At 43.3% G+C, this 20,680-nt stretch carries 14 protein-coding genes; 3 read left to right on the plus strand and 11 right to left on the minus strand.

Translation table 11 applies throughout. From position 1 onward, the window contains the following. Nucleotides 1–201: 201 nt before the first annotated feature. The 9 genes from V7R35_RS02130 to V7R35_RS02170 form a co-directional block, all read right to left on the minus strand. Nucleotides 202–906 (minus strand): DUF3379 family protein, encoded by a 705-nt coding sequence (locus tag V7R35_RS02130; RefSeq protein ID WP_334013001.1) that lies wholly within the window; start codon nt 904–906, stop codon nt 202–204. After that, nucleotides 899–1,456, minus strand: a complete 558-nt coding sequence (locus V7R35_RS02135; RefSeq protein ID WP_334013002.1) for a sigma-70 family RNA polymerase sigma factor — start codon at nt 1,454–1,456, stop codon at nt 899–901. Before V7R35_RS02135 ends, V7R35_RS02130 begins: the two co-directional genes overlap by 8 nt. A gap of 126 nt (nt 1,457–1,582) precedes the next feature. After that, entirely contained in the window at nt 1,583–3,475 is a 1,893-nt protein-coding gene (locus V7R35_RS02140) for a DUF885 domain-containing protein (RefSeq protein WP_334013004.1), read from the minus strand. A gap of 150 nt (nt 3,476–3,625) precedes the next feature. Continuing rightward, nucleotides 3,626–5,443 carry a BatD family protein gene (locus V7R35_RS02145; RefSeq protein WP_334013006.1) on the minus strand — a complete coding sequence of 606 codons (1,818 nt, stop codon included), beginning with the start codon at nt 5,441–5,443 and terminating at the stop codon, nt 3,626–3,628. Continuing rightward, nucleotides 5,444–7,441: a VWA domain-containing protein gene (locus V7R35_RS02150; protein WP_334013007.1), complete on the minus strand. Its 1,998-nt coding sequence runs from the start codon at nt 7,439–7,441 to the stop codon at nt 5,444–5,446. Next, nucleotides 7,441–8,478 carry a vWA domain-containing protein gene (locus V7R35_RS02155; RefSeq protein WP_334013008.1) on the minus strand — a complete coding sequence of 346 codons (1,038 nt, stop codon included), beginning with the start codon at nt 8,476–8,478 and terminating at the stop codon, nt 7,441–7,443. Before V7R35_RS02155 ends, V7R35_RS02150 begins: the two co-directional genes overlap by 1 nt. Beyond that, nucleotides 8,471–9,127: a DUF4381 domain-containing protein gene (locus V7R35_RS02160; RefSeq protein ID WP_334013010.1), complete on the minus strand. Its 657-nt coding sequence runs from the start codon at nt 9,125–9,127 to the stop codon at nt 8,471–8,473. Before V7R35_RS02160 ends, V7R35_RS02155 begins: the two co-directional genes overlap by 8 nt. Then, entirely contained in the window at nt 9,127–10,089 is a 963-nt protein-coding gene (locus V7R35_RS02165) for a DUF58 domain-containing protein (protein ID WP_334013011.1), read from the minus strand. Before V7R35_RS02165 ends, V7R35_RS02160 begins: the two co-directional genes overlap by 1 nt. Nucleotides 10,090–10,093: 4 nt before the next feature. Beyond that, nucleotides 10,094–11,050: an AAA family ATPase gene (locus tag V7R35_RS02170; protein ID WP_334013012.1), complete on the minus strand. Its 957-nt coding sequence runs from the start codon at nt 11,048–11,050 to the stop codon at nt 10,094–10,096. Nucleotides 11,051–11,459: 409 nt separating this feature from the next. On the opposite strand from V7R35_RS02170, the gene fadI reads away from it, so the two are divergent. The 3 genes from fadI to V7R35_RS02185 all read left to right on the plus strand — a co-directional run bounded on the left by fadI (nt 11,460) and on the right by V7R35_RS02185 (nt 15,333). Further along, on the plus strand, nt 11,460–12,770 hold the full coding sequence (gene fadI / locus V7R35_RS02175; RefSeq protein WP_334013014.1) for an acetyl-CoA C-acyltransferase FadI: 1,311 nt from the start codon (nt 11,460–11,462) through the stop codon (nt 12,768–12,770). Nucleotides 12,771–12,789: 19 nt separating this feature from the next. Beyond that, nucleotides 12,790–14,928, plus strand: a complete 2,139-nt coding sequence (gene fadJ / locus V7R35_RS02180) for a fatty acid oxidation complex subunit alpha FadJ (protein WP_334013261.1) — start codon at nt 12,790–12,792, stop codon at nt 14,926–14,928. 207 nt (nt 14,929–15,135) lie between these two features. Further along, nucleotides 15,136–15,333 (plus strand): hypothetical protein, encoded by a 198-nt coding sequence (locus V7R35_RS02185; RefSeq protein WP_334013016.1) that lies wholly within the window; start codon nt 15,136–15,138, stop codon nt 15,331–15,333. Between the two features lie 127 nt (nt 15,334–15,460). Here the strand turns inward: V7R35_RS02185 and V7R35_RS02190 are convergent, their stop codons facing one another. Both V7R35_RS02190 and V7R35_RS02195 read right to left on the minus strand, forming a co-directional pair. Beyond that, entirely contained in the window at nt 15,461–15,634 is a 174-nt protein-coding gene (locus V7R35_RS02190; RefSeq protein ID WP_334013018.1) for a hypothetical protein, read from the minus strand. Nucleotides 15,635–16,068: 434 nt separating this feature from the next. Continuing rightward, a complete protein-coding gene (locus tag V7R35_RS02195) occupies nt 16,069–20,646 on the minus strand; it encodes an EAL domain-containing protein (protein WP_334013020.1) in 4,578 nt (1,525 codons plus the stop codon). Between the last annotated feature and the right edge of the window lie 34 nt (nt 20,647–20,680).

Raw genomic sequence — 20,680 nt, forward strand, 5'->3', positions numbered from 1 at the left:
TAGATTAAAATCAGCCCGTTTGAAGGGGGATATGAATCGACTTAAAAAATTAGGGAATGATGTTAGTTGAAGATATTAAAACAAAAAATCGGCCGTGAAGGCCGATCTTAATATAAAGAAGTACAGTCTCGTAAGCTTATGTACTTAAACGTTAAATGTATTGTGTTACTGCACACAATGTGTTGTTTAGACTTTCATTTTTTAAGCAGAAAACTGAATACGCTTTGCAACGGCTTCTTTCATTTCGCTTAAGTCTGCGTCTTTATCGCCTACAATCATCACGTTAGCACGTTGAAGCTTTAAGCTTTCACCACGATATTGTTTGTCTGCGAACTCGCTTGGCACTGTAACGTCGCCGCGCTCAGGTACAACAAATACCGACATTTTGCCTTGTGGTGTATCAACAATAAGGTGAAGGCTTCTTACTGTACTTAAATGGCAATAGTTAGCTACTTCAACGCCGTCTAGCATTTCATTAAAGCTTGCGCCAAAACTAGCTAGTTTGGCATTCACCATATTCAAGTCTACCGGCAACAGCGAATGTGCTTGCTCCATATCTGCATATTGCATATGCGCCAGCGCTTGCCCGCCAATGCTAAGTGGCTTGTGATACCACATCGTCAATGCAATGCCTACAGTAAACGCCACCGATGCTGCCATAGCTAAATACCAACGACTTCTTCGCTTGTAGCGTGTAAATTCATCGGCCGACTGCTGCCAAATGAGTTTACTAGCTAAATCCTCTGGTACATCTACTTTCAATGCTTGCTTAAGCTGTTTATCTAACTGTTTTTGTTCATTCCAGAAATGGCGTTTATTGTCATCCGTTTTCGCCGCTTCTACAACGTCACTGTCAGTCGTTTCTGGATCGGCGTAAATTCGACGCCTAAATTCTAATTCATCCATTTACACGACCTCTCTGTTCATTTTGCTTCTCTAATGCCTCTTTAAGCTGATTCCGCGCGCGAAAAAGGCGCGTCATTACCGTGTTTTTGTTCAGGCCCAGTTGGTTGGCAATTTCTTCACCGCTAAAACCAAAAATAAGCTGAAGTATTAACGGCTCTCGGTACTCAACACTTAAACCGCCTAAAAGCCGCTGCAATTCTCTGTCTTTTAAATCGCCATCGGCTTGTTGGGTGTCGTCGTGAATACTCACGTCATCAATATCAACGGTATCAAACTGCTTTCGTTCAAAACGCCGAGCGTTCTCTCTGCGCAAAATAGTGATAAGCCAAGACTTAGCGGCTTTTTCATCATTCAATGCATCAAGCGAGCGCCATGCTCGTAGAAACGTTTCTTGCACGATATCTTCAGCCACACTTTGGTCTTTCACTAACCAGTAAGCGTAGCGGTATATGTCTGCGTGAAACGCCTTAACAAGCGCCTCATATCTTTGGTGTTTTGCTTTCATACTCGATAAGACCTGAGCATTATCGATTTTATTTCGCGAAAACATAAATATTTCCAAAAATAAATTTCTTGTAACTATGACACAAAAAACCACACATAAAAAACGCGCCTTTTCGTTACCAAAAAGGCGCGTTCGTTAAGCGGTCAATTTTATTTTTCGTGAACGGTTCAATTACTGTTGTTTTTGGCTAGAAATCCAAGTTTCTATGTTTTCTTCCAAAATAGACAGGGGTACAGGCCCATATTGAAGGATCTCATCGTGGAAACCTTTCCAATCAAACTTATCACCCAATTCGTTCATCGCTTTTTCTCGAAGTTCCATGATTTTCAATTTGCCAATCATGTAAGCAGTAGCTTGGCCAGGCATAGCAATATAACGCTCAATGGCCTTTTGCGCGTCGTATTGTGGGTTTGGTGTATTTTCTACCAAGTAATCAACGGCTTTTTCTCTCGACCATTGCTTTGAATGAATGCCTGTATCAACCACTAAACGGCATGCGCGCCATAGCTCCATTGCTAAGCGGCCGAAATCAGAATAAGGGTCTTGGTAAAAGCCCATATCTTTTGCTAATTCTTCGGTGTACAGACCCCAACCTTCAGTATATGCCGTAAAGCTCAAGAACTTCTGGAACTGTGGTACACCTTCTAGCTCTTGCGCAATGGTTCGCTGCATATGGTGGCCAGGAATTCCTTCGTGGTAAGCCAATGCTTCTAACTGATAAGTTGGCATTGCTTTCATATCAAAAAGGTTGGCGTAATAAATACCTGGTCGACTTCCGTCTTGCGCTGGGCTTTGATAAAACGCCTTACCTGCAGACTGTTCTCTAAATGCTTCAACGCGCTTAACGATCATAGGCGCCTGCGGCAAGATACCGAAGTATTCAGGAATTGCATCACGCATATCGTCAATGGCTTTTTTGGCGTCATCAAGGTATTGCTGTCTGCCTGCGTCGGTAGAAGGAAGATAGAATTGATCATCTTCACGCATGAAAACAAAAAATTCTTGAAGGGTGCCTTCAAAGCCAACCTTCTGCATGATTGCTCGCATGGCGTTGTGTATACGTTCTACGTTGTCTAAACCAATCTGATGTACTTCTTCAGCGGTCAAATCGGTAGTTGTGAACCAATTAAGACGGTTTTGATACCATTTGTCGCCGTCAGGTAATCGCCAAGCGCCGTCACCTTCAGGTGTGAGGGTTTGTTGATGCGCTAATGCATCAATGAATTTATTATAGGCTGGTTGAACCGAGTTTATTAATGCTGCTTTCGCATCGTCTAGTAAAGCCTGCTTTTTAGTTTCTTCAATATCTAACGCTGATACTTTGTTTTGAAAGTCTTCCCATAGTGTCGACTCAGTTTCACTGCCATCAAACGGCGCACCAGATACCACATTCTTAGATGCATCAATCATTTGGTCGTAAGCCCACGCAGGTGGGAAAACGCCTAAATCTTCGCGAATTTTCATTTGAGCAATAACCTGATCAAAATAGGTAGACACATTATTCAGTCTTCCAATATAGGCCTTTGCATCGTCTTCGCTTTTAACGCTATGGATATTAATTAGAAAGCTAGGAACTTGTGTATGTGCAGCGCGAAACTGATGAACAATGTAGCGGTGGTGGCGAAACTTATCATTTGCTAAATCGCGCTCAATTCCTAGTTTGTAAAGGCGCAGGCTAAGTTGCTCTTGCTCGCTTAATTGCGTGGTGTCAAAGGCATCTAGTGTTGCAAGACGCTCTTTAGCAATGGCAACACGCTCATCTGCTTGCTTATCGCTAATGTCATCCCATTTGTCGTAATCCCACTTTTTGCCTAAATAGCTTTGAAAAAGAGGAGAGCGTTTTAAATCTTCTTCGAATGTTCTTTCGAAAAATGCGCTTAGTCGCTGTGATTCAGATTGCTGAGCTACTTGCTCTTGTTTAGGCGTTGACGCTTGTTCTATGGCTGTTTGCGATGCAGGTGTGGTTTGCGAGGCTGGTGAACACGCAGCTAGGCCCGAAATAGCTGCTAAGGCTAACGCCAAAGGCGTAAGTTTAGTCGTTAAATGCTTAAATTGTGTTTTCATAAAGTTTCCCTGTGCTTTTCATTTGCGCTTATTTGTCAAAGACGCCTGCTTTTTAAAAAGCTTTGCGCCGCGTGACGTTGCAAAGTTTTATTATTCGATTTCTCACTTACCTTTATTCAACTCTTACTCATTTGACAAGTGCTGTGCGGTTTACCCAGCAGGATATAAGGTGGATAACCGTTGCGCTTTTTCTGATTCTTTGTCTAACCATTGTTTTCGTGACGTTTTTACGGCGTCCAACAGATCAACAAATATCTGTTTATTGCTTTGCGACTTAACGTTTGCTTGAGAAGGCGAGAAGCGAAGCGCAACTAACGCGTCAAAGTAAGGCTTGATTGCCTTTGTTTCAGGAATGTTACCTGGTAAAGCACGCGGTTTATTCTCACTTTCAAGTGCAGCCAGCCATTTTACTAGTGCGCCCTCGGAAGCTTTCACATCTTGCTTTGTCAATGTTTTTAACAGGAATTTGAACGCGTCGCTCTCTGTATTATTTACTATTTGCTGATTACCTTGCGGCGCGGCTACATAACCACTAGGGCTTTGTAGTAGCCTTTTTATGCGACGAAGTTTAATACCAGTATAAATCCAGCCTACTAGCAATAGCGTGCTGACCAGCAGTGAAACACACGCGGTATAAAACCAAATTCTATCTGTAGCCGATGTTTCTGGTGTGGTTTGCGCTGCTGCATTCGTTTCGTTTTCATTAAGCGAAGCAGCATTTTTTTCACTTACGTTATCGTTTTCCTTTACGTCAGTTGCAGTATTACTTGTCGCAGAAGGCGCCAACGGTTGAGCCGCTGTCTTTGCGTTCGGCGACACTACATTAATTGTCCTTGCAGCAATAGTTGCGTATTCCGTTTTTTCAGTAAGCGTATTAAACCAAGGTATAGTTACCTCGGGTAACACGTAGCTGCCTGGCTGTGTTGGAATAATTGCTAACGATGTTTGACGCTGCGATATTAAGTTTTGGTCACGCTCTACCGTGGTAGTGGTTGACTGATCTGGGTATAGCTTAAAGCTAGGAGGGTAAAATTCAGGAATGTCTGGCAATTGCTCTTCAACCACACCAAGCGCCGTAAGTGTTACTATGCGTGTTACAGGCTCTCCGGCGATAAACTGATCACCTTGCGGCCATTCTTCATCAACTCTTACCATTTCAGAGGGGAGCCACGGATAATCAATACCTTGCGGAATTGGCTTTATCGTAATAGTAATATCAGGTCCCACGCGATTTATCTGTTGAGTTCTATTAAAAAAGCCAAAGCGTTGGTTGGTATTAGGGGCAAGTACTTCGCCGGTAAAAATAGGGCCGCGTAGTGTGAATTCACCAGACGCCTGAGGTATAACGGCAAATTGCCGTTCAATAATTTGATAGCGCTTACCGTTAACGATATCACTGTACTGCTTGTCTTCACCTAGCTGTTTAATATCAGCATTTTGCATTTCAGGCGCCTGAAGGCTGCCACGCTCTATGCTACCCGATAAATACAACTTAACGGTGTAAAGCAGTTGCTGATTCAGGTAAGCCTCTTTTAAGTCAATGTCAGTCGTCACGTAATAATCGCGTGCAACGCTGCCTTGTCCTTGTTCTTGAACAGGAATGACTTTAACGCGAATAGGCTTTGTTGATTTGCCTTCAACGCTTAATGCTGGAATAGTGAATGTACCTTCTTTTCTGGGAAACAATGTTGTGGTCCAGACCGTGGTACGTTTTGTATCAAAATTAACTATAGAAGTTTGACTGCTTACCGATGTTCGTCCAACAACAAAGTCTTTCAACAGCGGTGAGCTGTCAAAGGCGTCTCTGTCTGCACTTCCATCTGCGGTTACAGTAAGCCGTATCGCCTCATCCAGCATAACTGGATTTCTGTCTATCGTTGCTTCAACAGAATTTATATCTGCGTTAGCTGAGTACGAAAACGTACATAGAAATATAAAAATAAACGTAGATAGGGAAACTACTTTCATCTACCAATCACTCCGATTTGAAGGCATACGTTGTCGTTGTCGTTTTTGGGCTTCAAGCTGCATTTTGCGTTTTAATAGGAACGCGGGGTCGTCGGGAACTCTACGCATTAGGCTTTCCATACGCTGCATTTCTTCTTTTTCTTCATCCGTTAGCTCTGTTTCAGCAATGGGTTGCCCTTTGGCGTCTACTTCAGGTTCGTTCTTACTTTGTTCCGCTTGCTGTTGACGCTGCTGCTCACCTGTTGACTCTTGTTGTTCTGGTTGTGGGTCGTTCTGTGCAGCTTCATTGTTATTCGCTTGTGATTCAGGTGAATTGGCATCATTTTGCTGATCACCATTGTCTTGTTCACCGCTCTGCGAGTCTTCATTGCCTGGCTCTTGGTTCTGATTGTCTGAATCAGGGTTTGAATCAGAGCTTGAATCATCATTTTGCTCGCCGTTCTGATTGCCGTTTTGGTCTTGATTATCGCTATCGTCGCCAGCTTGCTCGTTTTCATCTTGGTTGTTTTCAGATTGTTGATTCTCTTGCTGTTGCTGTTGTTCTAACAGCTCTTCTACAACCGTTTTATTCACTTGTGCATCTTCTAAAGATGGGTTTTCTTCAAGTGCCTGTTCGTATTTCTTTAGTGCTTCTTCTAATTGACCAAGCTTGGCAAGCGCATTGCCTTGGTTGTAAAGGCTATCAGCGCCAGGTATCTTTTTATAAGCATCAAGGGCAGCTTCATAGTCACCTGATTTGTACAACGATGAAGCTTTCCACTCATCATTTTCAAACACTTTAGCCGCGTCTTTGAAACGCTCTTGTTTAAACGCGGAATGTCCTTCTTGATCTGCATTTAGGAAGGGTTTTTGCCACCACGACAATGGTTGTCTATTTTGTGACTGTATCGATGATGCTGATGTGTTTGAAGCTTCTTGCGCCAAAGACGGCGGGGCAGAGAGAGGTAGCAGTAAACATGTTGCGAGTGCAAAAATCACCCCTCGCTTGAATGCAAAGGCGGCAAAGGGAACAAGTAAAAGAAGGATATATGGTCCCATCTCTTTAAACTGGTCACCTTGAATATTACTCTTTTCACCTTCATCGTCTGCATTCCGGCGATCCATTAATGACAATGACGCAAGGGTATTCACGTCATCATCGTTGGCGGTAAATGAGGCGAAGGTTCCACCATTTGCATTTATCACACCTTTTACCGAGCTTTTATTTAGTTTAGGGATAACAATGCTGCCTGTTGCATCCTTCAACAGCTCGCCAGTCAATTGGCGAATAGGTGCACCTTGGGGCGTTCCAACGGTAAGCGCGTTTACCTTGAAGGGAAGGGTAGATACGTATTCTTGCAGTTCCGACTGTTGTTGGAAGTCAATGCCGTCGGTGATCCAGTAAATCATGCCATCGTTGTAACCTGCATTGGTTAGCAGCTCTACCGCGCTTTCTATACCAAGCAAAGGGTCGCTTCCGGGAACTGGCATAATTTCAGGCGATAAGCTTGGAAGTAAGGCCGTAATGTTAGCAGCATCTTCGGTCAATGGACTTATAACGAACGCGTCACCCGCGTACGCAACCAGACCCATTTCGCCTTCGCTTATCGCACTAACTAAATCAATAGCCTTGTATTTTGCGCGGGTCAATCGGTCAGGCGTCATATCAGTAGCACGCATAGATAGCGACATATCCAGTACTATCACGTGTCCCATTTTTAATTGATAAACAGGCTGGGGCAAGCGTTCCCATGTTGGCCCTGCTAACGAGATAACTAGCATTAACCATCCTGCTACAAGAAGCCAAAAAGGGGGGCGCTTACCTTTTTGTGTTTTACCCACAACCATGTGCTGATATAGGTGAGAAGGAATAACAGATTGCCAGCCAGAGCTATTACTGGCTGTACGTTTCAGCCAGAGATACAAACCCATTAAAGGGATGAGTGCAAGGAACCACTGCGGGCGAATAAAGTGAAATTGCTCAATAAAGGTATCAAGTGAAAATGACGAAAAGTCCATTATACCTTGGCTCCTTCAGTGGTTTCTTTATGCTTAAACTTTTTCGCCACACGACTAATAAGTGGTGACAGAACTGCAACCATTACCCACAAAATGCTCAGTAACAAGGCAAATGCTGCAGGGTAGAAGTAGAGCGCTGTAAGCGGGCGCATTTTGCGTGTCTCACCTTCTATGGGTTCAAGAGCATCTAATTGTTGATAGATGGCTTGAAGTTCCTCTGCATTTCGCGCTCTAAAATATTGCCCACCGGTTGAAGTGGCAATGTCTGTTAACATGCCCTCATCGAGTTCTTGCGAGGGGTTTACTTGTCGGCTTCCAAAAAAGCTTTGAATAAGCATTTTGTCTGCACCCACACCAATGGTGTATACCTTTATACCTTTATTGATAGCCAAACTTTTTGCTTGCTCTGGGGTAATATTTCCTGCGGTATTTTGTCCATCGGTAAGCAAAATAAGCACATTGTTTGACTCTTCTTTTTCGTCGAAGCGTTTAACTGCCAAACCTATGGCGTCGCCAATAGCGGTTTGTTCACCCACAAGACCTATAACAGCCTCGCGAAGTAGGGTAGAGACGGTATCTCTATCGTAGGTAAGAGGAGCCTGTACGTAAGCAGTATCAGCAAACAAAATAAGGCCTAGTCTGTCGCCCACACGGCGTTGAATGAAGTCGTAAAGTACCGACTTAGTCATAGTAAGCCGATTAACTTGGCGACCGTTTAACTGCATGTCGTCTATTTTCATGCTGCCAGAAAGGTCCACCGCAAGCATCATTTCTCGCCCTTCATTGGGAATGCTAATAGGCTCACCAAGCCATTGTGGCCTGGCGGTAGCACATATCATCAAGATCCAAATAATCGTAGCCACCAACATGGGTATTTTATTATTTTTAGCACTCGACAAATGTGCTGTTTCGTTAGGCTTAAGTCTTGGCACTTTTAACGCTGACATCGCAGTTTCCTGCGCTCTGGGTGAAAAAAAGCGAACTAATAGAGGTAGCGGAAGTGCAAAAAATGCCCACCACCATGCAAATTCAAGCACTATGCACCTCCGAGCTTACATCTTTATTTGCTTCTGAGGTTTTACTCGAGTTTGATTTCTTGTGAGCTGAAAGCCCGTGGCCTTGCTCTGAATTTTGAATATTGTCTTTTGGAAATGATGTGTTGTTTATCCAATATTCCGTAGCGTAGAAACAATCTGCAAATGCGTCATTGTTAACATGTCTTTTATAGAGATTAAGTTGCAATGCATTGAACCCTTTATCAACGCGTTCATTTGCAATGCATTGATTTGTTAAAAACGTAAACCACGCATTGCCATGCAGCGACGCCACGTCACTTTGCGGGTAATAAGATAACGCCACACGTTTTAACAAGGTATTAAGTGATTGTGGCCAATCTTTATCTTCTATCGATATTGTCTTCAGTACTTGAAGGGCATGCTTCTTGGCCTTAGTGTGTCGAATGTGACGATAAATGGCTCTTACAGTAAAAAAAGTAGTAGTGATAACGACGACAATAAGACACCACCACCCCCAGTCGAGAGGCCATACATTCACATCTGACGGCACGTGAATATCGCGTAGCTGTGCAAGAGGATCCTGCTGTGCAAGAGTACTTGGTACCGAGCTATTAGTTGCAGGATTACTTGATACGGCGTTGCCGTTAGGTGCCCAAGGTTGTAACTGCATTACAGTAGCTCCCTTTGCATACTTTGCAACTGATCATCAAGCATTGCCCCTGCCGAGACGGTATAGCGAGAAATTTTGTTCTTACTAAGCGCTGTACTGATACCTTCATTCTGGTCGGCACGCCACATTGCGTACTCTTGTTGCTCTTTTTCGTCGCCCAATATCCAGCGTTGCTGCGTTACACCGTCAGACACATTTACTGCTTGCACAGCGTTTAACTTTGGCAAGCTATGCTCAATAGGGTCGGTAACCACTATTGCTCTTACCTCACAATGTTTAGTCAAATTATTAAGGTGGCTCAATGCTTGTGAAGTTAGATTTTGAAAATCTGATACCAAATAAACAAGACTACCCGGACGAGCAAGTCGGCGCGCCCTAGCGCAGGCATCGACAAAAGCTGCTTCATCGCGTGTCTTATTCGGCGAAATTTGTAGGCTCTCGCTATGTAGTGACATAAGTTCGTGGCAGACTCTTAAAACCGCTTTTTTTCGTGTAAGCGGTTTTACTTCTTTGTGTTGGGATTGATTGAATATTAATGCGCCTACTTTGTCGCCCCTTGCTGCAGCCGACCAGCTTATTAAAGAACAAACGTGAGCGGCTTGTACCGCCTTCGTGAGTAGTTGCGTGCCAAATGCCATAGAAGGTGAGTAGTCACAGAATAAGAAAACAGGGCGTTCGCGTTCTTCTCGATATACCTTGGTGTGCGTTTTACCCGTTCGCGCAGTTACGCGCCAATCAATGGCGCGTATATCGTCACCAGGTTGGTAATGCCTGGCTTCGTCGAATTCCATGCCCCTGCCTTTGTGCTTGGTCAAATAGCTTCCCGCTAGTCGCGCTTGAGGCGCGTGTTTAGGTACTAAACTAAAAAGCGTTGATAACTGCTGATAACGAAGCAACTCTGCCGTTGACAGTGTAACGCCGTCAGTCAGCAGCTTATTCAATTGGGTTTGAATATTTGTCATGACTTTACGGTACTGAGACAGTCGCCACTATTTTGTCGAGTACGTCATTCACCGTAATGCCCTCAGCTTCAGCTTGATAAGACAGAATTATTCGATGACGGAGTACATTGTGAACCACTGCCTGAATATCGTCAGGTCCCACAAAATCACGACCGTTCAACCAAGCGTGCGCTCGAGCACATTTATCTAGACTAATGGTAGCCCGTGGGCTAGTGCCCATCGCAATCCACTGGGCTAGGTCTGGGCTAAATTGTGCAGGTTGCCGAGTGGCCATAATAAGTTGCACCAGGTATTGTTCTAACTCTGGCGCCATGTACAAAGAAAGCGCTTCTTTGCGAGCGCTGAATATATCGCCTTGAGAGAGAGTAGGGGGCGTTACAGGCGGCTCAGAAAGTGCTTCACCTCTTGTCAGCCTTAGTATTTCTAACTCTGTTTCTGCCCCCGGATAGTCAATATCAACATGCATAAGGAAACGGTCTAACTGCGCTTCAGGTAGCGGGTAAGTACCTTCTTGTTCGAGTGGGTTTTGCGTTGCCATTACAAGAAACAGCGGTGGAAGTGGATAGGTTTTGCTTCCTACGGTTATTTGGCGTTCTGCCATTGCCTCTAATAACGCCGACTGAACCTTTGCTGGCGCCCTGTTTATTTCGTCGGCAAGTACTAGGTTGTGAAACAATGGGCCTTTCTGAAAAACAAACTCACCTGTCTCAGGACGATAAATGTCGGTGCCTGTTAAGTCTGCAGGAAGTAAATCTGGGGTAAATTGTACTCTATGGAAATCCCCATCAATGCCGTTTGCTAATGCATTGATTGCTCGTGTTTTTGCAAGTCCAGGGGGACCTTCTACCAGCAAGTGACCATCGGCAAGTAGCGCGATTAAAAGGCTTTTCGTTAGCGCACTCTGACCAATAATTTGTTGGTCTAAATACGCATGCAACTGTTGAAACTGCTCTGCTGCCATATTGCAATTTTCCGTTTTAATTCTCGTTTTTGGGGGTGTCAGTGAAACGTATGGCGTTGTATTGAAGTTAATTTTTCAATACATCGAAGTTAGCCGAAGTGAACATACACGCTACAACTACGTACTCACTATGACACAAAACAGACTATGATTTTCATATAAGGTTCATTCTACCTTTCTTCAATATCATAATCGGAAAGAATTTGACTTCGATAGCGTTTTTGACAAAAACGGTTGTTGGCATAGCTTTGATGTCAATATTCGCAAAATAAATATTACGCTTAACACATCACCTTATGTGCATTATTTGCTATTTTGTTCATTGTTTGTAAAAATCAGGTGTATTACAGGTCAGACCACTTTATTGGTTTTTGAAGATAACCAATAGGGTCAATTATTTAGGTGCATTATGGCTACAAAACAATCAGTAACAACCCGAGAGGGTGATCGCATCGCCATTGTCGCGGGGTTACGTACTCCGTTCGCGAAGATGGCGACATATTTTCACGGCGTACCGGCTGTTGATTTAGGTAAGATGGTCGTTAACGAACTTCTTGTTCGTCATGGTGTTCAAAAAGAGTGGGTTGACCAAGTTGTTTATGGTCAGGTTGTTCAAATGCCAGAGGCGCCAAATATTGCTCGTGAAATTGTACTTGGCACCGGTATGAATGTGCATACAGATGCTTACAGCGTATCGCGCGCGTGTGCAACGAGTTTCCAGTCTACCGTGAACGTTGCCGAGAGTATGATGGCAGGTACTGTTCAGGTGGGTATTGCTGGTGGTGCCGACTCTACTTCTGTTTCTCCAATTGGTGTGTCTAAAAACCTTGCAAGGGCCTTAGTTGACCTGCAAAAGACAAAAACGTTGGGTCAAAAACTTAATATCTTTAAGCGCCTGAGCTTGAAAGATTTAGCTCCTGTTCCGCCAGCGGTTGCGGAATATTCTACTGGTTTGTCTATGGGACAAACTGCAGAACAAATGGCAAAAACACACCAAATCTCTCGTGAAGATCAAGACAAGTTAGCACATCGTTCGCATAGCCTTGCAGCTGAAAGTTGGGAGGGCGGTAAGTTAGCTGACGAAGTTATGACTGCATATGCAGAACCTTATAAAGGTGCACTTGAGCGCGATAATAACGTGCGTTTCGACTCTAAGTTAGAAGGCTACGCCAAGCTACGTCCAGTATTTGACAAGAAATACGGCTCGGTAACAGCAGCGAATGCAACGCCTCTTACTGATGGCGCCTCAGCGGTGCTAATGATGACAGAAAGTCGCGCTAAGGAACTGGGCTATAAGCCACTAGGTTACATTCGCAGCTATGCATTCTCTGCAATCGACGTATGGGAAGATATGCTAATGGGGCCATCTTACGCCACACCAATTGCACTAGACCGTGCGGGTATGACGCTAAACGACCTTACGCTGATCGAAATGCACGAAGCCTTTGCGGCTCAAACGTTGGCAAACGTGAAAATGTTCGCAAGCGATAAATTCGCGAAAGAGAAGCTAGGCAGAAGCAAAGCAACGGGCGAAATTGATATGGATAAGTTCAACGTGATGGGGAGCTCTATTGCTTACGGTCACCCATTTGCAGCAACAGGTACGCGAATGATCACGCAAATGCTTAACGAACTGAATCGTCGTGGCGGTGGTACTGGCCTGCTAACAGCCTGTGCTGCTGGTGGTCTTGGTGCTGCAATGATTGTGGAGACAGAATAATATGAGTCAGGAACAAGAAATGACAAATGACGTTCAGCCAACATCAGGCGCATTTACGTTAACCAAACAAGACAACGGCGTCGCTATTCTAAGCATGGACGTACCAGGCGAGAGCATGAATACGCTCAAAGCTGAGTTTGGTGATGAAATCTCAGCCATGCTTGATGACATTGAGAGTGACAACAGCATCAAAGGTGTTGTATTAACTAGCGGCAAACCTAGTTCTTTCGTTGCCGGTGCTGACATTACCATGCTAGCTGCCTGCAAAACTGCCGAAGACGCTACAACCATTGCAGCAGGCGGCCAAGCTATTTTCGACAGAATTGAAAACATGAAGGCTACATTCGTAGCGGCAATTCATGGTCCGGCATTAGGTGGTGGGCTAGAGTTAGCGTTGGCGTGTCACTATCGTGTATGTACTGATTCACCAAGCACGCAAGTTGGTTTGCCTGAAGTTCAACTAGGTCTACTGCCAGGAAGTGGTGGCACACAGCGCTTACCTCGATTAATTGGTATTCAGCAAGCAATGAAGATGATGCTTACTGGTGCGCCTGCGCGTGCAAAACAAGCTAAAAAATACGGCATTGTTGATGAAGTTGTTCCGCAAAGCGTTCTACTAAAAGTAGCAGAACAGTTTGCCCTTAAGCGTAAACCAGAACGCGATGCACCGCAGAAAGGTGTGATGAACAAAATGCTTGAAAATACCGGCCCAGGTCGAGGTATGTTGTTCAAAAAAGCGCGTGAAGCTACGTTTGCAAAGACGAAGGGTAACTATCCTGCGCCTGGCTATATTATTGATGTAATTGAAACTGGCATGAACGACGGTATGAAGGCTGGTTTAAAAGCCGAAGCAGAAGCTTTTGGTAAACTAGTTATGACGCCAGAGTCTTTCCAGTTACGTCAAATTTTCTTCGCAACAACCGAGATGAAAAAAGAAAACGGTGTTGAAGGTGTTAAACCTGAAAAGATGAAGAAAGTAGGCGTGCTAGGTGGCGGCTTAATGGGCGGCGGTATTGCGTTCGTTACCTCTACGAAAGCAGGAGTACCAGTGCGTATTAAAGACGTACGCGCAGAAGGTATCGCCAATGCGATGAAGTACAGTTACGACATCTTGAACAAGAAGGTTAAAAAGCGCTTTATTCGCAATAGCGAAATGCAAAAGCAACTAGCATTGTTAACAGGAACATTAGACTACAGCGGTTATCAAGATGCTGACATTGTCGTTGAAGCTGTTTTTGAAGATTTAGATCTTAAACAAAAAATGGTTGCTGACATTGAAGCAAATTGTAAAGAAAGCACAATTTTCGCTTCCAATACATCATCAATTCCAATTACTCAAATTGCTGCAAAGGCTGAACGTCCAGAGAATGTGATTGGTCTACATTACTTCTCACCTGTAGATAAAATGCCGTTAGCAGAAGTAATTGCGCATGAGAATACGTCGGACCAAGTTATCTCTTCAACAGTAGAGTTTGCCAAGAAACAAGGTAAAACGCCTGTAGTAGTGAAAGACGGTGCTGGTTTCTACGTCAATCGTATTTTGGCGCCATACATGAACGAAGCGGCAAACCTTATTTTGGACGGCGAGCCGATTGAACATATCGATAAGTCTTTAGTGAAGTTTGGCTTCCCTGTAGGCCCTGTGAAGCTACTTGATGAAGTAGGTATTGATGTTGGTACTAAGATCATCCCATTCCTTGTAGAAGCGTTTGGCGAGCGTTTTACTGCTCCAAGTGCGTTTGACAAAGTACTTGCTGATGGCCGTAAAGGTAAAAAGAACCAAAAAGGTTTCTATCTTTACGAAGGTAAAAAGCCGGGTAAAGAAGTAGATGAAAGCATTTATTCACTTCTAGGCTTAACACCTTCAGCGAAGCTAAGCGAGAAAGAAGTTGCCGAGCGTTGTGTATTGATGATGCTTAACGAGGCTGCACGCTGTCTTGACGAAGGCGTAATTCGCAACGCTCGTGACGGTGATATTGGCGCTATTTTTGGTATAGGCTTCCCGCCTTTCCTTGGCGGTCCATTCCGTTACATGGATACCCTTGGTATCAAGCACGTGGTTGAACGTTTGAATCACTTTGCAACTGCTGTTGGCGACAAATTTGCACCAGCTGAAGTACTTGTAAAAATGGCTGATTCTGAGCAGACGTTTTACTAAAAAGTAAATTTAATGTTAAAAGCCGGGCTTTGCCCGGTTTTTTTACGTCTATTGCTTATTTTTGCTGGTTTATTGCGCAGTTTTGAGTAAAATTCGTGCCGCTGATTTATTGAACAGTGTTTAGCGGTTTCGCGAAATCAATAGGTTGCATCTTAAAACACCTATTTAAGTCGTTTTGCGTAGATATCGAGTTCTCTTGGAGGTAACGTGATTTCCCTTTTACTACTTAGCATCGTATTTTCTATCTACTTTTATGTTGAAGCCTTCAAGTGGGGTATGCATGCAAAGAAATGGGCCGTTGCAGGTTTAGTCTTAGGGCCTATTTTGTTACCCATGTTTTCTATTGCACGGCATGTTCACTGGCGAAATGCCGTTGGTTTTAACAACCTCTATATTGCAGCGTAAGTCTTCAGTACTACGTAAAAAGCTATTTCTCGCACTTGACCGATGTCGGTGTAAAAAACTTCCTTTTCTTTAGACGAAAAAAAAGAGAGCACATGGCTCTCCTTTTGGGAAATTTGGTTAGCGCTTATTAAAAGTCTATGCCTGTACCCCAGCCGTTACCACCGGTTTTTGGCTTAACGCCTTGTGGCTGAGTAATTGTCTCACGTTGTGACTCAGGTGCTTTTTTTGCACCTTCTTGCTTGTCAGCAGCTACTGGAGTGGCGGTAGAAAGTACTAGTGCAACAGCGTACTCTTTTAACATGTTATTTTCCTCTAATTTTTTTTGAACGAACAAACAAAACCGATATGTAGTTATAGTTATCGGTATTAATTACATAGCTAGTAGCGTGCCAATTTTTATAAATTGCTTTAAATCAATTGGTTATGTTTGTTTTTGGTGGGGGCGACATTTGTTTGACGTTAGCAGTATTTAAGTTATTGTTTAACGGCAACTTTCCGACGCTTTCCTAAACTTTGTGCGCATGAGGCGTTTGTCTTAATTTGTCAGGTGTAAAACGACTCAAATGCGTAACGCATCACTTATAGGAGCTATTTAGTAATTAGAGGAGCAAAGCAAAAGAGTAGCGTCTTAGCTAGTAGGTTATTTATGGCTAGGTAGAGACTTAACTAGCATGAAGTGTGTTGATGACTTACATCCGAACTTATGTCTTGAAAGGGCGGTAAGGACGCACTGCGCTAGACGCCAGACTGGCTCAGAATAGTGTGAAGCTGCTGGTTTTCAGTGAGTAGTTTTTCAAAGCGTTCTGCGTTTAGCGGTCGGCTATATAAGAAACCTTGTAGCATTTCGCAATCGTATCGTCTCAGAATATCAAGCTGGGCTTCTTCTTCTACACCTTCAGCCACAACTTTTAAACCGAGATTGTGAGCAATGTTAATGATGGCTGCTGCCATGTGTCTATCAACATTACTAACGGCAATGTCGTCAATAAAGGCTTTATCAATTTTAAGCGTGTTTAGCGGAAAGCGTTTTAAATATGCAAGAGATGAATACCCCGTTCCAAAATCATCTAAAGCTAAGTGAATACCACGTTCACGTAGCCTGTTCATCATCTGTAGGCCATTTTCAGGACTTTCCATTAGCGTGCCCTCAGTAATCTCACACTCTAGGTGAAGAGGGGAGAGGCCCACATCGCTTAGGATACGGTTAATGCGATCATCAAGGTCTGGTAATTCAAACTGTTTTGCAGAAATATTAACAGCAACACGACCACTGAAAAGGCCCTGACTAACCCAACGTTTGGTATCAGCACAGGCTTTTCGTAGCACTTGCTCACCAATTTCAATTATCTGACCGGTTTGCTCAGCAAGTGGAATAAATTGCCCTGGGCTAACGATGCCTTTTTGCGGGTGTTCAAAGCGCACTAAGGCTTCCATGCTCACAAGCTTACCAGTAGCAATATCTACTTTGGGTTGATAATAAACCGTAAACAGGTCTTCTTTGATACCTTGCCTAATCAAGTTTTCAATTTGCAGCTGGCGAACCGCATTTTGATTCATCTCGCCACTGAAGAACTGGTAGCTATTACCGCCATTGTTCTTGGCAAAGTACATAGCAGTATCGGCGTTTTTCAGCATTTCTTGTGGAGAGTTACCATCATCTGGGTAAAAGGCTATGCCGATACTAGCGCCCAATACAAACTCTTGCTTATTAATAATAAAAGGGCGAGAAAGTGTATCTAACAAGCTTTGAGCGTAGTGAGTAACGGTGTGAACGTCAGCATTATCGTCCATCAGTATGCTGAACTCATCACCACCTAAGCGGTAACAGGTTGCACTTTTACCTGTTGTTCGCTGTAGACGCTTCGCAATCTGCTTAATAAGAATGTCGCCAGTTTGATGGCCTAGTGAATCGTTTATTTTCTTGAAGTTATCCATATCCAAACACAGCAAAGTGTGCTGTGCGCCCTTACGAACTAAATTCTGATGGCTAGCCTGGAAGAATGAGCGGTTTGGTAACTCGGTAAGCGGGTCAGTATTTGCAAGTTTAAGTAGTTCTTTCTCGGTATTTTTACGAGAAGTAATGTCGCTGAATACGCCCACAAAGTGGCTTATTTTTCCATCTTCGTCGTGAACGGCATCGATGTTTAATTCCATCTCATAACGCTCGCCGTTAACGCGAACACTTTCAACCTCACCAGACCAATTACCTTTTGATTTAAGCGTTTTCTTAATCTCTTCGGTGAATGCATCCGGGTATAAATGGAAATGCATGTAGCTAGCTAGTGCTTGATCTCGCGTTTCGCCCGTGTAACCGCAATACGCATTATTCACGCTGATAAACTTAAACTGTGTATTGGTAATGAATACACCTTCAGAGATGTTTTCAATAGAGCGTTTAAATAGATTAAGCTGTTCTTCCGCTTCCTTAAGGTGGTGAATGTTTTTCAGAGTACCCGTCATTCGAACAGGTTGCTCGTTGTGGTCGCGCTCTACCACTTTTCCGCGATCTAGGATCCAAATCCACTGATTGTTAAAGGTCTTTGCACGATATGCCAGTTCGTAGAAGTCGCTTTTACCCTCTAAGTGTTCACGTAAAGAGTCTTTCACTCTTGTTATATCATTAGGATGAATATTGGCATCATAAGCGCCTGTGGTGCGAATATCGTCTTGTGGGAAGTCTAGCGTGCCCCATGTGTTCGCGCGATAAACCTGACCACGGTATACATCCCAGTCCCATAGCTCATCACCTGAACTCCACAAAGTGAGTTTTAAGCGCTCTTCTGATTCTTTAATTGCGAGCTGATTAAACTTGCGAATTTGATATTGTCGAATCAAAAAGCCTACAAAAGCAAAAAGCAAAATTGCGTAAAAAACCAGAGCGACCGTGTGTAACCAAGGCGGACGGTCAACTTTAATAGTCAACATTCTACTTTGAGACCACTCTTTGCCATTTTCTTTCGCTTGGACTTCGAACGAATAGTCTCCAAAGCTGATGTTATTAAATTGAGCAGTCTTACTTGCGTCTAAACCGATATAGTTCCAGTCTTTTTCAAAGCCATTCAATTTGTATCGGTAGAATACTTGGTTTGGATAGATAGCATTTATAAGTTCAAAAGATATGCTAAATCTAGACTGGTCATATTCAAGGCTCTTTTCGTTCACCATTTGAATATTTTCGGTGCTAGATAATGAATCGAGTTCAACCTCAGCCAACTCTATATCAGCACCTTCTATGTCGATATTATTTAATAGGCCTTCCCGTTTGGAGCCGAATACACTGAATTCTGTCAACTGTGGTGCCAATGTAGTTAACGTTCGTGAATGAACATCATTAACAGATTTGGATACTTTGTTGAATCCTCTATTACCGCCAAAGTAAATAGAGTTGTCAGACGCTAATAAAACGGAACCTTCTCCAAGTGAATTAAACTTTAGTTCTTCATTGGTGATTGTAGTTTCCTTTCTCATGCTAGGAAGCTTCATCTGATGCACTCCCAGTTCATCAGCATACCAAATGCTGTTTCTAGCGCCTACCATAGAAGTGATGATGCCGCTTCGTTGAGAGTTTCTTGATTGCCTTTGGGTAATTGTTAAGGTCTCTTTGTCGAGACGTAAAATGTTAGAGCGTGTAGTAACCCAATAAGAATCGCCGTACTCGAAGATGCCATGAACAAATGAATTGAGGTTTTCATTTTTACCTAACACCTTTACGGCTTTTTTCTGTGCGGTTGAGTAAATCAACAGTTCTTTATCATCTCGTAGCCACAAACGGCCATCACCGTCAGTGTAGATTGGCAGCATTCTTTCGGTGATTGACGAGCCTTGCAGTATACTCGGCTTTGCCCGTGCAATGTCACTCTCGATTTCTATCGAAAACGTGCCTTTGGAGTCCACCCACACCCATACTTTTTCGCTATCCATATGGATATTGTCAATAAATTCGCCCTCGAAGAAGTGATTAACTAAGACCGGGGAGCCATTATCGAATTGGAACACCAATAACCCATTGCTAGAAGCAATCCAGAATAAATCGTTAGAGTCTATTTCCAAATCCCAGAAAGACACTGATTGTTCGAAATTAGAAAAGATTTCGTAAAATTCAACGTCTTCTTGCACATTAGATACAAAGCCCAAACCTCGGCTTTGTGATATTAAGAAAATATCACCATTTGCGTTTTCGGATAACGCCCAGATAGATGCATAGTTGTCTACAGATTGTCGCTCTGACTTGTAAGTAGGTTTGAAATAAACACTTGCATAGTGAGGATGAAAACGAAATGCACCTTGTTGCAAAGTGGAAACCCACACTGCACCGGCTCTATCCTGCATTATTTTTAAGGTAATAGCTTGCGGGAGTCCTGTTGTACTGTAGCTATCGCTGTAAAGGTGAATTGAGTCTAGATTGTTTTTAAAATTGAAATTTGCACTGGTTACACCTTTGATTATGTGTAGGCCTGATGTCGTAGCTAACCACACATTGTCTCCAATCTGTGTAATGCCGAGTCCTATAATACGTTGGTTGGTGTTTAATTTATTCTCGTCAATGATACCCAAACTTTTGCCACTAGCGGCGAAAATATTTACTCCATTATTGGTTCCAATCCAATAGTTACCCTGTATGACTTTTATATCAAGTATAGCGTTGGAGTCTATAAAAATGCCGTATGGGTTAACTTTACTGAGGTCATGAACAGTGCCAGTTTCTTTGTCAATAATTCTTGCGCCAAGTGTTCGTGAGCCCAACCATGTTCTATTTGGCTCATCAAAAATTACTCTTATCAGGCTCTCTTCGTCAAAAATTTGGGAGACAGGACGAACTTGCTGAGTATTTTTAATCAAGCGGTATAGGTATTTACGATCAGTGAATAAAATGTCTCCATCAGTTGACTCGCTGATAGCAGTGATATGGTCCGTTTTTATCGCTGTGTTATTACTATCAAAAATTTCGAAGTTGTCTGTTTTGGGAAGATATTTGGCTAAGCCTGCATGAGTTCCAACCCAAAGTTCGCCATCAGAATCTAAGAAGAGATCTTGTATAAAGCCAGAGGGAATTGAATTTTGCTCGATATCAGAAGGCGAATACTTTTTCACTGTTTCGCCAGAGTATCTATTTAAGCCTGACGGTGTAGCTATCCAGATATAGCCATGGCTGTCTTCGACCATGTCCAATACGCTGTTATCAGACAAGCCATTGCGCTTTGTGAGCTCTTTAAAATGGAGATCAGAAATCTCTATCGCTTTCGCAGGAACACAAACGAGTCCTGGCAAAACCGACATAAGAAAATAGATTGTAAATATTAGGGTTGAGCGCACCTAAACACCTTTGGCTTACACCATTTATTATTTT

This window comes from Alteromonas sp. S167, assembly GCF_036864375.1.
Lineage (GTDB): Bacteria > Pseudomonadota > Gammaproteobacteria > Enterobacterales > Alteromonadaceae > Alteromonas.

Bases quoted from the DNA above. Each gene is read 5' to 3' on its own strand.
- V7R35_RS02165 (WP_334013011.1), bottom strand. From the start codon at position 10,089: ATGACAAATATTCAAACCCAATTGAATAAGCTGCTGACTGACGGCGTT.
- V7R35_RS02145 (WP_334013006.1), bottom strand. From the start codon at position 5,443: ATGAAAGTAGTTTCCCTATCTACGTTTATTTTTATATTTCTATGTACG.
- fadI (WP_334013014.1), top strand. From the start codon at position 11,460: ATGGCTACAAAACAATCAGTAACAACCCGAGAGGGTGATCGCATCGCC.
- V7R35_RS02160 (WP_334013010.1), bottom strand. From the start codon at position 9,127: ATGCAGTTACAACCTTGGGCACCTAACGGCAACGCCGTATCAAGTAAT.
- V7R35_RS02130 (WP_334013001.1), bottom strand. From the start codon at position 906: ATGGATGAATTAGAATTTAGGCGTCGAATTTACGCCGATCCAGAAACG.
- V7R35_RS02140 (WP_334013004.1), bottom strand. From the start codon at position 3,475: ATGAAAACACAATTTAAGCATTTAACGACTAAACTTACGCCTTTGGCG.
- V7R35_RS02190 (WP_334013018.1), bottom strand. From the start codon at position 15,634: ATGTTAAAAGAGTACGCTGTTGCACTAGTACTTTCTACCGCCACTCCA.
- fadJ (WP_334013261.1), top strand. From the start codon at position 12,790: ATGACAAATGACGTTCAGCCAACATCAGGCGCATTTACGTTAACCAAA.
- V7R35_RS02170 (WP_334013012.1), bottom strand. From the start codon at position 11,050: ATGGCAGCAGAGCAGTTTCAACAGTTGCATGCGTATTTAGACCAACAA.
- V7R35_RS02150 (WP_334013007.1), bottom strand. From the start codon at position 7,441: ATGGACTTTTCGTCATTTTCACTTGATACCTTTATTGAGCAATTTCAC.
- V7R35_RS02135 (WP_334013002.1), bottom strand. From the start codon at position 1,456: ATGTTTTCGCGAAATAAAATCGATAATGCTCAGGTCTTATCGAGTATG.